9 protein-coding genes are annotated in these 12420 nt (G+C 64.3%); 3 read left to right on the top strand and 6 right to left on the bottom strand.

Going from position 1 to position 12420, the window contains the following annotated elements:
• The first annotated feature begins 3 nt into the window (after positions 1 to 3).
• Entirely contained in the window at positions 4 to 648 is a 645-nt protein-coding gene (locus tag G7B69_RS12135) for a TetR/AcrR family transcriptional regulator (RefSeq protein WP_166179625.1), read from the top strand.
• On the opposite strand, the gene G7B69_RS12130 is transcribed toward G7B69_RS12135, so the two are convergent.
• Genes G7B69_RS12130 through G7B69_RS12110 form a run of 5 tightly spaced genes read right to left on the bottom strand, consistent with a single transcriptional unit; the run spans position 645 to position 7508 of the window.
• The gene (locus G7B69_RS12130; RefSeq protein ID WP_166179623.1) at positions 645 to 1607 is read right to left on the bottom strand and encodes a fumarylacetoacetate hydrolase family protein; all 963 of its coding nucleotides are present in this window, start codon (positions 1605 to 1607) and stop codon (positions 645 to 647) included. The two genes, G7B69_RS12135 and G7B69_RS12130, sit on opposite strands and share 4 nt — an antisense overlap.
• Positions 1608 to 1621: 14 nt before the next feature.
• Positions 1622 to 2740, bottom strand: coding sequence for an FAD-dependent oxidoreductase (locus tag G7B69_RS12125; protein WP_166179621.1), 1119 nt, complete (start codon positions 2738 to 2740; stop codon positions 1622 to 1624).
• Between the two features lie 22 nt (positions 2741 to 2762).
• Positions 2763 to 3671 carry a VOC family protein gene (locus G7B69_RS12120; protein WP_166179618.1) on the bottom strand — a complete coding sequence of 303 codons (909 nt, stop codon included), beginning with the start codon at positions 3669 to 3671 and terminating at the stop codon, positions 2763 to 2765.
• A 32-nt stretch (positions 3672 to 3703) separates the two neighbouring features.
• A complete protein-coding gene (locus G7B69_RS12115; protein ID WP_166179616.1) occupies positions 3704 to 6202 on the bottom strand; it encodes a TonB-dependent receptor in 2499 nt (832 codons plus the stop codon).
• Positions 6203 to 6260: 58 nt separating this feature from the next.
• Positions 6261 to 7508, bottom strand: a complete 1248-nt coding sequence (locus G7B69_RS12110) for an MFS transporter (RefSeq protein WP_166179614.1) — start codon at positions 7506 to 7508, stop codon at positions 6261 to 6263.
• Positions 7509 to 7594: 86 nt separating this feature from the next.
• On the opposite strand from G7B69_RS12110, the gene G7B69_RS12105 reads away from it, so the two are divergent.
• Positions 7595 to 8677, top strand: a complete 1083-nt coding sequence (locus G7B69_RS12105) for an amidohydrolase family protein (RefSeq protein ID WP_166179612.1) — start codon at positions 7595 to 7597, stop codon at positions 8675 to 8677.
• A gap of 95 nt (positions 8678 to 8772) precedes the next feature.
• On the opposite strand, the gene G7B69_RS12100 is transcribed toward G7B69_RS12105, so the two are convergent.
• Positions 8773 to 11367 (bottom strand): TonB-dependent receptor, encoded by a 2595-nt coding sequence (locus G7B69_RS12100; RefSeq protein ID WP_166179610.1) that lies wholly within the window; start codon positions 11365 to 11367, stop codon positions 8773 to 8775.
• 140 nt (positions 11368 to 11507) lie between these two features.
• Between G7B69_RS12100 and G7B69_RS12095 the strand changes: the two genes are divergently transcribed.
• The gene (locus tag G7B69_RS12095) at positions 11508 to 12398 is read left to right on the top strand and encodes a LysR family transcriptional regulator (protein WP_166179608.1); all 891 of its coding nucleotides are present in this window, start codon (positions 11508 to 11510) and stop codon (positions 12396 to 12398) included.
• Positions 12399 to 12420 lie beyond the last annotated feature (22 nt).

Here is a 12420-nt window from a genome sequence, read left to right as displayed (position 1 = left end):
GCGATGACAGCGGGGCGGAAGAAAACGGGCAAGCGCGGCAAGGGGCGGCCGACGGCGTCGCAAAGCGGAGTCGGTCGCGAGGCGCTGATCGCCGCCGCGCGCGCGCTGCTGCAGGATTTTCCTCCGGCGCAAGTGACTAGCACGGCGATCGCCCGCCGCGCCAATGCCGACCCGGCGTTGGTCCGCTATTACTTTGGCAACCGCGAGAACCTGTTGTTCGAAGTGGCCAACCAGATCGGCGCAGAGACCAATCGCCCGCCGCCCGACGCGGGCGATCCGGTCGAACTGTTGGTGGAGATGGTCCACAATACTTTCAGGTTCACCCGTTCGGCCAAGCATATGCAACGGCTGATGATCGAGGAACTCGATTCCGCCAGCTCGCCCGAAGTGCGCAGCAAGATGCGCGAATGGAACCGCGTGCCCCTGTCTTACTACGCCAAGCTGCAGGAGCTCGATGGCGAGGGCAAGCTGAGAGCCTTCGACCCGGTGTTCATGCATTTGGCTGTCGTGGGAATCAGCGACTTCTTCGCCAGCGGTGCGCCACTGGTCGAACTGCTGGTGCCGGAAGGCACCGACATGGAAGAGCTGGGGCGGCAATACGAGGACTTCGTCACCCGGCTCGTCACCGACGGGCTCCGCAAGCGCTAGCCAGCCTCGGCGACGCAGCGGTTGTGCTGGGTGCCAAGGCCGGTGATCGTCCCCTCCATCACGTCGCCTGGCTTGAGGAAGACTCCGAACGCCGAACCATTGCCGTAAGGCGAACCGGTACAGATGAGGTCGCCCGGTTCGAGCACCACGCGATCGGACAGATATTCGATCTGCCGCTCGATCGACGCCATCATGTCGGACGTGCTCTCGTCCTGATACGTCTTGCCGTTGACCTTGAGCGTGAGCTTGAGTTCGTAGGGATCGCCGACCTGCTCCTTCGGCACCACCATCGGTCCGAACGGCAGGAAGGTCGGGAAGCATTTGCCGGAAAGCCAGTCGGCGCCGATGGCGGAGCCGTCGCGGCGGAAGATGTGCTCGCGCGCGGTCACATCGTTGACCACCGCAAAGCCGGCGACATAGTCCATCGCCTCGGCCGCGCTGACGTGATGCGCGCGCTTGCCGATGACGACGCCCAGCTCCAGCTCCCAGTCCGGCTTCTCGACGTTCCTCGGCAGGACCACCTCGTCGCGCGGCCCGACGACGCACGAGGGCAGCTTGAGGAACACGAACGGCAGCGCCTTGGCCCGCTGGTCCATCATCGCCTCGACGCGGGACTTGAGCTCCTCGGGCGAGAGATTCTCGTGCTCGGCGGTGCGCATCGAGGGATCGCCCAGGATCAGGCCGACGACGTGCTTCTTGTAATTGGCGCCGGTGCAGAAGACCTGGCCGGGGCGATACGGCGCTTGGACGTCAGCGTTGGTGAAGGCACCGCCCGAGGCCAATGCCGGTTCGTCCTCTGACCATTCGCGGAGCTTGGCGGACACGGCTTCCCAGTCCGCCAGCAACGCCGGGAGCTCGCGCCGTTCGCCCCAGTGCGCCAGCGGCACGAAGCGGTCGCCGCGCACCAGAACCGCCTGCGGCGCACCACCGATCGCTACCGTTGCCAGTCCGTATGTCATCGTCTCTCCAGCGGTCAGTAGGGTTGCTGCAGCTTCTGCATCGTGTCGCCGAGCATCGCGTTGGCATCCATCTGGTTGCCTCCCGCCATCTCGATCTCACCGATGCGCACCGAGTTCTCGACCACCATTCGCGCGCGTTCGAAGCGGCGGGCGGTGAAACCGGCCAGCGCCTCTGAAACGTCGTCATGCCTGGCCAGCTCGTCTGCGAGCACGAGGCCATCCTCGACCGCCATGCCCGCGCCCGACGCCATGTGCGGCGTGGTTGCGTGAACGGCATCGCCGATCATGACAATTCGTCCCTTGTGCCATGGGGCCGGCAGCATCAGGCATTCGAGCGGACGGTAATTGACCAGCGACGCTTCGCCGAGGCTGTCACGGACCGCCGGCACGTATCCGCCGTACGGGGCCAGCAACTCGGCGACGTGGGGAAGCTGCTCTTCGGGCGCATACCAGGGATTGTCGGGCACGTGCTCGAGAATGAAGGCATACATCTTGCCTTGCGACACCGGATTGAATCCGAGCTTTACCGGGCCGCCGAGCCACATCTCGGCGCGGTCCACCTCCGGCGGCCGATCGGCGACGATGCGCCAGCAGCCCTGGCCGGTGAAGCGCGGCCGCGGTGCTTCGGGGAACAGCGCACCGCGTGTCTTGGAGAAGATGCCGTCCGCCGCAACGACGAGGTCGAAGCGTTCGGCGCGCCCATCCGGAAAGACGACCCGAACTCCACCGTCGGCTTGCGCAAAGTCGGCGATCTCCGCGCCGAGCGTGACGCGAACGCCGGCCTCGCGAACCCGGCGCGACATTATCTCGTGCAGGACCGGGCGCATGATCCCGCCGCTGCGGGCGATCGGCGGCGCCTCAGCGGAAATGGGCGGCGTCTCCATGATCACGCCGCCATCGGCACCGCGCAGGCGTATGCCGCCGCCAACAAAGCCCTTTTCGCGGACTTCGTCGAGAATCCCCAGATCGGCGAAAGCCCTGAGCGACAGGCCCGTGACGCTGATCCCCGCCCCATAGGCGCGCCAGTGCCGGTCGGCGTCGGCCAGCTCAACCTGAACGCCTCTGCGGGCAAGCGCCAGCGCCGTGCTCATCCCGCCGACGCCGCCGCCGACCACCAAAACCTTGCCGATCATCGCAATCCTCCCGCGGTCGCGCTCAGGCCGGAACCTGCCACAATCCCTTGTCAGGGGTCATTTCGGCGTGCGGGACGTTGCCGGTAAGAATTCGTCCGGTGCCCCACTGGTCGGTGATCTCCGGCTTCGCTTCATAGGTCTGCGGTTGCCAGGTCGAATCGTCCACCTCTTCCAAGTCGGACGTGTATTCCACCGCGTTGCCGTTGGGCGTGAGGAAATAGCAGAAGGTGTTGTTACCCGCGGTATGGCGGCCGGGACCCCAGCTGAGCTTGACGCCCTTCTCATGCATCCGGGCAAGCCCGCGCATGAGCTCGTCGATCGAGCTGACGTCGAAGGCGATGTGATTGAGGGCCGGCGGCCCCGGCAGGATCGCCAGGCGATGATGCACCGGGTTGCAGCGCAGGAAGACCATGAAAGTGCCGATCCAGTCCGAAAGACGAAACCCGAGGGCGTTCTGGTAGAACTCGGCTAGGCCGACATGGTTCGGCGAATGGAACACCACGTGGCTGATGCCGACAGGTATCGCCTCGCCACGCTCGAGCGTGCGATGGGCGCGCGGCGTGCCGCCGGTGATCACTTCCATCGCCCGGCCGTCGGGATCGAAGAAACGGAAGCCATAATTGCCCGCCGCGCCCTTTATCTCGCCCGGCGGCGAGATGACCTTCGCGCCGGCTGCCTGGACTTGCCCGAACAGCGCGTCGACATCTTCCCGCGAAGCCGCGGAGAAACCGATGAGGTCGGTCTTTCGCTCGCCGTCCTCGCGAAGGCTGATCACGTAGGGATGCGGCGACCCTTCGGCCGCGAACAGGATCCTGCCATCTTCCTCGCCCACTTCGGCGAGGCCCCAGGTCTTGCCGAAGAACTCGCGCTCTGCCGCGAGATCCGGCACTGCCAGGGCGATGTATTGAAGATCGGTAACGCTCGCGGACATGCTCTGTTGCTCCATGGGTTTGCTGTGGACGGCTAGAACTTGCCGCCTATCCGGACACCGTAGGTTCGCGGCTGCTCGACGGCCGAGACCACGAGGTTGGCGGTGTTGACGGTGCCGCCGAGCTGGCGCCGACTGTTCTCGAGATTGCGCACATAAACGCTCACGAACATCCGGTCATCGTTTGTGCCCAAGGTGATCGACGCGTCGCTCACGAAGTTCCCCTTCGACTGCAGGAACGGCAGGTAGTCCGCCGTCGAGTAGCTCGAGCTGCGATAGCGGGTTCCGGCCTGAAGGACGACATGGAAGGTATCGAACGGGATCGTCTGCTCGCCATTGAGGATCAACGACCACTTGGGCGAATTGAACGCTGGCTTGCCCGAGCAGTCGATCTGGTACAGCGCCAGCGGGACGCCGTTGACCGTCTGCGTGATCGGCGCATAGGCGCAGGTCGAGTTGGGCGGCAGCCCCTGGTTCGGCACAAAGTAGGTGAAGCTGTCGTACACCGCGTGCAGGTATTGCACCGAGGCCGACAGCAGAGTGTTTCGGGTCGGCTTCAGGTCGACGTCGAGATCGACCCCCTTGATCGTGCTGTCGCCGATGTTGCGGGTGAGGAAGACCGTCGCCGGCGGATTGCCGAGGTCGTAGCCGAACTGGCTGAACTGCTGGTTCCTGTACTTCCACAGGAACGCCTCGAGGTTGACCTGCAGCGTATTGCCGAAGAAGCGGTTCTTGCTGCCCACGGTGTAGGCATCGATCGTCTCGGGCTTGTAGGTCTCCACCCCGCGGGCGAACGAGAACCCGCCGGCGTGGTAGCCGGTCTCGAAGCTGGCGTAGACCATGTTGCGCGGGGTGATGTCGTACTGCGCGGCCAGCCGATAGGTGAACTTGTCGTTGTTGAGGCCCGAATTGATCACGATCGGCGAACGCAGGACGAACGGCGCGGTCTGCGAGCCTCCGGCAAACGGCGGCAGCACGAACAGCGGCACCGGTGTTATCGGAATTCCGCGCGAGGTGTAGAAGTCGATGAACTGCTGCTCCGTCTCGAGCACGGGAATGAACGGCAGGTTGGGGCAGAAATCCTGCGGCGGCGCGGGATTTCCGCAGAACAGGATGTAGACGTTGGAGGTGCCGTCGAACCGCTTCTTGTCCGCGGTGTAGCGGCCGGCCGCCGTCAGGCTCAGCTTGTCGGTCGCATGAACCGTGACTTTCCCGAAGCCCGCCCACGATTTCGTTCCGGTCGTGAAGTCCTGGTAAGGCGTCAGGATCTGCTGGTCGTAGCGCGCAGTGGCGGCGATGTTCTCGTCGAAATAGATGCCGCCGATCAGGTAGTCGATCGCAGTGCCGATGTCGCCGGCCCAGCGCGCCTCGAGGCTCGTCTGCTTGTCCTTCTCAGCCGAGAAGGCGCCGCGGAACACGCCGTTGAACTGGTAGGCGAGCTTGGCCTCGCGATAGGCGGGTTGGATTGTGAGCGTACCGGCGTCGGTTTCGTAATTCAGCTCGCCCGTAACACCCCAATAGTCGTCGTCGTTGAACGGGAAGCCATCGACCACCTGGCCGGCCCGCCCGGCCTGCGAAACGAAGCGCGAGGCGAGGAGCGCCTGCGAGGCGGGGTCGAACAGCCCTTGCCTGGGCGAAAAGCCCGTCGGCGTGAAACTGTAGCCGGCGAACCCGGTCGGACCGAAGGTCGGATCGACCTTGCCGAGATAGAAACCGCTGGGGCTGCTGCCGCCGTGATGCGAGGCGTCAGCCGCCAGGCGAAGGCTGAGCTGGTCGGTCGGCTCGGCGTAAATCTGGAAGCGGCCGGCATACTCGCGCTGCTTGCCGGTGCCGTCGCTCTGGAATCCGTCATGATTGGACAGAGAGCCGGCGACGCGCACGGCAACCTTGTCGCCGAGCGGCACGTTGACCGCCGCCTGGCCCGTCAGCCAATCGTAATTGCCGTAGCCCAGTGAGAAATCGACCGAAGTGTCGTCCAGCTTCGGCCGGTTGGGGATAACGTTGATCGCGCCTCCAGTCGCATTGCGGCCGTAAAGCGTTCCCTGCGGGCCCTTGAGCACTTCGACCCGCTGGAGATCGTAAAACACGCCCGAAGTCGAGCTCGGCCGGCCGATGTAGACGCCATCGTAATTGAACGAGATCGCCGGATCCGAGTAGGCATTGACGGTCGCGTTACCCACGCCGCGGACGAAGAACACCGTGGTCGGGCCGCCCGTGCTGCCCGTCGCCGAAAGCGCGGTACTTGTGCGGGAAAGGTCTTCCGCGCGAATCACGTTCTGCCGCACCAGTTCCTCGGGCGACACCACGTCGATGGCGATCGGCGCGCGTTGACTGCTTTCCTCGACGCGCTGGGCGGTGACGATGATCTGGCCCAGCCCGCCCTCTTCTTCGGGATCCGCCGGTGCCACTGCGGCGCCGTTGGCCGAATTCGCCTCGGGAGTGCTCTGCGGCACCGGCGCCGCATCTTGTGCCTGCGCGCGCAAGGGCAGCGCGAGGGCCGCGGCCGACACGCCGAGCAAAAGCTTCCTGCTCATCTGAAATCTCCCCACGTTTGTCTTATATTCTGGATGCTAGGAATTTTTATTCCGGCTATCAAGAATTAATTTCAGAGACTGGCGATCGGGCGGGCGGAAGGGGCGGATTCCTGCGCGCGAGCACGGCAAACAACGCCACCGGAATCACCAGCAGAACGCCGCTTGCGAGCAGCGGCGCGCGATAGTTGCCGGTTTCTTCGACGAGCATTCCGACAAGCAAAGGGCTGAGACCACCGGCCACAGTGAACGCCGCATACTGCGCGGAATAGGCCCGGCTGTAGGCGTCCAAGGGGAAGTTCCGGGCCGTGAGTATGCCAATCAGATCGGCTTCCGCGCCAATCGCGCAGCCCAGCGTCAGCGCGGCCGGGAACGCCAGGCCCGGGCCGCCCACGGCCAGTCCGAGGGCTCCCGCCGCGCAAATCAGGCAACTCGCCGCGCCGAGCCACGCGGGTTGTACATGATCGGCGAGCCAGCCGACGATGAGGCGAGTGACGATCACCGACAAGCCGATCGCACCGGCGAGCGCTCCGGCCTCCGGAAGCGAAATACCGCTCGAGCGCAGCATCGGGACGAAATGGGCAATGATCCCGATGAAGGCGAGCGCCATGCTCGTGAAGGCGGCTAGCTGAAGCCAGAATGTTACCGATGACGAAAGCGAGGCCGCGCCCTTGTCTGGTCGAGCGGCCGGGACTTCGCCTCTTCGCTTGCCGGGGAGACCCAAAGAAATCGGCACGAGCGCGCCCGCCGCCAGCGCGGCCAGAAGGACGAACCCGCTGCGCCAGCCGCCGCTGACGATTTGTGCAGCAACGAGCGGCGGCACGAGCGCGGCCGCTAGACCGATCCCGATCTGGGTTATCCCAAGCGCCAGCCCGCGGCGCCGCGCGAAAATTCCAGCCACCGCGCGAGTGTGCGCGACCGGTGCGGACAAGCTGGCGCAGAAGCCGATCACAACCAACGCGGCGGCGTAGAAGGCGACCGACTGGGTGCGCGAAAGCGCCAGGAACCCGACGGCAAGGATGGCCGAACCCGTGGCAGCAACCGCTCTCGGGCCAAACCGGTCGACAAGGCGTCCGACGAGGGGCATCGCCAGCGCGAGCGCCAGGTTGAGGCCGAGGAGCACACCGCCATATGTCGCGGGAGTGAGGCCGATCTGGTATTCCAGATCAGTGGTGAACAGGCCCAGGTTGTAAGTCAGCAGGCCCGAGACCCCGAGCCCTACGCCGAACGACGCGCCGAGAAGCACTCGCCATCCGAGCGCGAACTCCCGCCACGATTCATGCGCAAGATGGTGACCCCGAGCGTCCATCATCTCCTCCCCGTTGGCGCACCTATTGCACGCAGCCCAGCTTTAACCGATAAAATTCCGGAACAGCGGAATTAAAGGAGCTGGCCGTGACGGATGCAAAGCTCTCTGGCGAGATTTCGCGCCTTTCGGGCTGTACTCGACGCTACGTGCTCGCCGGAACCGCGGCCACGCTGGCGCGCGGCGCGCCCGCCCGCGCTGCCGACGCCCCCCGGTTCGTGAGGGCAGCGATCGACGTCCACCATCATTTCCTGCCGCCGTTCTACAAGCCTCTCGCGAAGCCCTGGCTGGACAAGTTCGCCACCGGCGTGTCGGCGGTGCTGGCGTGGACCCCGGAAGCCTCGCTGGCAGCGATGGACGAGGCGGTTGTCGGCACGGCGATCTTGTCGATTTCCTCGCCGGGAGTTCATTTCGGAGACGACCTGCAGGCAGTGGAACTGGCGAGAGCATGCAACGATTATGCCGCCGGCTTGTGCAAGGACCACCCGGACCGCTTCAAGTTCTTTGCCGCCCTGCCGCTGCCCGACGTAGACTCCGCCATAAGGGAGGCCGAGCGTGCGCTGGCCCTCTCAGGGTGTCGCGGCGTGGGCATGCTGAGCAACTACGGCGGAGGATATCTCGGCGAGGCTCGCTTCAAGCCGCTGTTCGAGTGGCTGAACCGGCGCGGTGCCTTGGTCTACGTCCACCCGACCGACGCACCTTGTTGCGCAGGGCTGGTGCCCGGCCTCGCCACGCCGCTCATCGAGTTCCCCGTCGACACGGCTCGCACGATCGCTAGCCTTCTGTGGTCGGGCACCTTGAGCGCCCATCCCAATATCCGCTTCATCTTCTCACATGGCGGCGGCGCCTTGCCGATGGTGACGGAGCGCGTAATCGCGATGGGATTTGTCGATCCATCGCTCGGGGCCAAGGTCCCCGAGGGGGCCCCGGCGGCACTGTCGCGAATCTACGTCGATACCGCCAGCGTCACAGGCAAGCCGGCTATGGCCGCGTTGACCGCATGGTTGCCGCCCGACCATATTCTATATGGCACGGACTTCCCCTGGGGCACGCTGGCGGCCTCCCGCGCGGCTCTGGAGCGCGTGGGGCTCTCCGCGGAGCAACTCCTCCGGATCGAGAGCGAGAATGCGGCCGCACTTATGGGCCTGAAAACCGATCGCAGACAGTTGTGATCAGACAGACCGTGCCTCTATTTCCCGACTGACCGGCAAAAAAAGGGGCGACCCGATGGGCCGCCCCTTCTGTGAACCGCTCTAGTGCGCCGAATCTAGAACTTCTTCTTGAGTGAGACCGCCCATTCCTGCGGCCGGCCCGGCTGCCCCGTGGCATAGCCCTGACCGCCCGTGGTCTGATCGAAAATCGTCAGCAGGTAGTACTTGTCGAACAAGTTCGTCACTTCGAGCGACACGTCGAGGTCCCTTCCGACGTTACGCCATGTGAGCCGCGCGTTGGCTAGCGTGTACGAGCCGATTCTGTTGCTCGGGCGATTGGCCGATACGGTATAGACCGTGCTCTGATAGGCGGCGTCGAAGCGCGGAGTCAGCGACCCCGCCGTCCCGAGATCGATCTCGTACTGGACCCCGGCGCTCCACTTCCACTTCGGAGTGAACGGCGCGTAGTCGCCGAACTGGGGTCCGTTTAGATTGGTCGGTCCGCCGACCGATACCGTCGTCGCGCCCGCGGTGTACGAGCCGAACTTCTTGTACTTGAAGTCGAGGTAGCTCAGCGAGCTGTCGATGCTCAGCCCGGTGACAGGATGGAGCGATGCCTCGACCTCTATGCCCTTGATGTCGGCATCGCCGGCGTTGACCGGCATTGCGCAGGGTGCACCGAAGCCGGGACCGGTAATGGCGGTGCAGTTGCCGAGCGAAAGCTGCATATCCTTGTATTTGCTGAGGAAGGCCGCGACGTTGAAGCGAAGCATGCGGTTGAACAGATCGGTTTTCAGGCCCGCCTCGTAAGCCTGAAGCGTTTCCGGTCCGAACGGCAGCGCCTGCTGCACGAAGAACGGACGCGGGTTGACGCCGCCGCCTTTGTAGCCGGTCGAAAACTGGGCATAGACCATGACGTCGTCGGTGACGGCGAATTGCGCGGTTGCGCGATAGTCCACGCGATCGCCGCTGTATTTGCCGATGGTACCGTTGAGCGGGAGCACCGCGTTGGCAGTGGTCGAGGTCGGATCGTTGTACGGCTTTTCGCGGATGTACGTGTAGTCCTTCGATTCCTTCGTGTAGCGAACACCGCCGATCAGGGTGAGCGGTTCGATCGGGTTCCACGAGAGGTGCAGGAAAACGGCCTTGCTGTCCGCATTGACCGGATCACGCTGTTGGAACTCAAGGGCCGAGGAACGCAAATCCTGGAAGGAGGCATAGACCGACTTTTGATCGCTGTAATAGCCGCCCAGGGTATATTCGATGGTATTGCCGATCGAGCCGTTGAGCCGCAGTTCCTGGCTGAAGAAGCGGAACGTCAGAGGCCCATACCCCAGGCTGTGCGCCATCGGCGAAGCATCGTTGTCGTTCGAGAAGATTGAGCGGTAGCCACGATAGGCAGTGATCGACTGGACCTGCAGCGCATCGGACAAGTCCCAGTCAACCTGACCGGAATAACCCCAGCCCTTGTAATGCACCCGCCCGTCCGCGGTCGAGGCGCGGAACGGGCCGTCGGCCGGGTTGTCGAAAGAAACGAAGTTGCAATACGGCCCACAGAGAAACCGATTGTCGTAGGACAAGAGGCTGCTGGGTGCCGCGAACGGATTGATGTCGCGCGAACCTGGCGTGGGAGTGGCATAGTTCTGCGGCGGCGACGAACCCGGGGCGGGAATCAGCGGCAGCGGGTAGTGCGGCGAAGCGATAGATCCGTCGGGATACTTGCGCAGAAGAAGGACCGTGGGCGCCCCGACGCGATCGTCATCCGTGTAGTCGGCGATCAGGTTGATATCGAGCGTGTCGGTCGGGCGGATGCGAAGCTGAGCGCGTCCGGCGATGAAACCGACTTCGCCTTCCTTGGCGGTGACGCAGTTCGCATTGTTGGTCCGCGCCGGCACGCCGCCGACCGGGTTGACCAGCATCGGCGCCATCGTCGGGTTGCTCGCGGTCGGAAACGCCGGGGTGAAGGTGGCGGGGCCACCGGCCGGGTAAACGCAACCGAAGTCGTAGCGTTTGACGTAGCCTTCCTGGTTTTTCGACACGCCGGCGATGCGCATGTCGATGCCCGGCGCCAGGTTGAAATCGGCGCTGGCACGAAGATCCATCCGATTGCGGCTTCCATACGTCGCCGTCACCGAGCCGGAATTGCTGCCTTCCGGCTTTTGCGAATAGAGCTTGATCGCCCCGCCGATCGAGTTGCGCCCGGCGAGAGTGCCTTGCGGACCGCGCAGCACTTCCACGCGGTCGAGATCGAGCAGGTCGAGGATCGAACCCGTCAATGTGGCATAATACACATCGTCGACGTAAAAGCCGACGCCGGGTTCCAGCGCGGGATTGAAGTCGAACTGGCCGACACCGCGAATGTTTGCCCCAAGCGAAGGCCCATAGGCGGCCCCTTGCGGCTTGAGCGTTACCGACGGCGCCTGGTTGGCGACCTGGCTGATGTCGGTCTGACTACGCGCCTCGAGCATCGCCGCGTTGACGGCGGTGATCGCCAGCGGCGTGTCCTGCAGGTTCTGTTCACGGAACTGCGCGGTAACGATGATTTCGCTATTTCCGTCGCTCCCTGTGGCGCCGGCGGCTCCAGCTTGCGTTGTATCCTGAGCCGACGCCGCCTGATCCTGGGCCGGCGCCGGCGCGGCCAAGAGGGCCACTGCCGATACCCCGGCTGCCAAAACGATGCGCGCCACAGCGCTGCTGGTGATACCCGTCATGCAATCCTCCCGATGCGGCAGCTGAGTCCGCTCGCGGATCGCCAGCGCTGCCTGCACTCGCGGGTGTGCTGCGGTTGACAAAAGCAAAGCAATATCTTGGGTGGCTATCGGTGTGATAGCCTTTGGGATATCATTCGCCGGTGCCGACGACCCGCCAACTCGAACTCTTCTTGGCCGTTGCCGAGTGCGGCAGCATGCGCCGCGCAGCCGACGCTCTCGACATTTCGCAACCGTCGATCAGCAAGCAGATCAAGGCACTTGAAAGGTCCGTTGGCGGTGAACTCGTTGTCCGCACGAGGGGAGGACGGGCGGAACTTTCGGCGCTGGGCAGAGAGCTCTTGCAGGACGCCCGCGCCACGCTGGAGCTACAGCGGCGGCTCATCCGGCGCGAGACGGATGATGGCCGCGCATTGCCCCGCATCTATGTGCGCGAACTCCAACTCGCCAAGATCAGTTCGATTATGCCCGAGCTTTTTGCCGCGGGTTTACCGCGACGCACTGCTTTCGTGATGAGCGGAGATCCCCTGGCTGCGTTGGATTCGGACCCCGCGAAACGAGAGGCCTTTGCCCTGTTCGGTTCGGTCCGCATTCCGGTGCGCACGGACTACATCAGTCACGTTGTCGCAGAGCAGCATGGCGCCTTGTTTGCTGCGCCTTCCATCGCGCGCGATCTTGCCGAGGGCAATCGCAAGCTTGCGGACCTCGTCTACCTCATTCCATCCCGCGCGCCGCAGCTTAGCCAGTGGCTCGAGGATACGATGTCGAGGGCGGGCCTGGATCCCGCCAATCGCCGGGAAGTCACAGGCTCGCTGGATTCCCTCGTTGATGAGGTTCGATCAGGAGCCGGCGTAGCCGTCTTGATGAACATGCATGTGGGAGACCTTGTTCGCGCAGGCGACCTTGTGCCCATAGCGCCGGTCGCCCGCCCTCTCCTGCTTATCCTCATGGCGGACCCGGGGTGCGATCTTGAAATCTACGAAGGGGTTTGCCGCGCACTCCATGTGCTCAACGTGCCACCGCTCACACTCTGACAGCTGTCGCCATGTCTCGATG

It is taken from the genome of Croceibacterium segetis (assembly GCF_011320115.1).
Lineage (GTDB): Bacteria > Pseudomonadota > Alphaproteobacteria > Sphingomonadales > Sphingomonadaceae > Croceibacterium_B > Croceibacterium_B segetis.
The sequence above is the reverse complement of the archived record's forward strand: the minus strand, read 5'-3'. Positions and strand labels throughout refer to the sequence as shown.

Excerpts from the sequence above, each read along its gene's own strand:
- G7B69_RS12135 (WP_166179625.1), top strand. The coding sequence starts at position 4 with ATGACAGCGGGGCGGAAGAAAACGGGCAAGCGCGGCAAGGGGCGGCCG.
- G7B69_RS12130 (WP_166179623.1), bottom strand. The coding sequence starts at position 1,607 with ATGACATACGGACTGGCAACGGTAGCGATCGGTGGTGCGCCGCAGGCG.
- G7B69_RS12125 (WP_166179621.1), bottom strand. The coding sequence starts at position 2,740 with ATGATCGGCAAGGTTTTGGTGGTCGGCGGCGGCGTCGGCGGGATGAGC.
- G7B69_RS12120 (WP_166179618.1), bottom strand. The coding sequence starts at position 3,671 with ATGTCCGCGAGCGTTACCGATCTTCAATACATCGCCCTGGCAGTGCCG.
- G7B69_RS12115 (WP_166179616.1), bottom strand. The coding sequence starts at position 6,202 with ATGAGCAGGAAGCTTTTGCTCGGCGTGTCGGCCGCGGCCCTCGCGCTG.
- G7B69_RS12110 (WP_166179614.1), bottom strand. The coding sequence starts at position 7,508 with ATGGACGCTCGGGGTCACCATCTTGCGCATGAATCGTGGCGGGAGTTC.
- G7B69_RS12100 (WP_166179610.1), bottom strand. The coding sequence starts at position 11,367 with ATGACGGGTATCACCAGCAGCGCTGTGGCGCGCATCGTTTTGGCAGCC.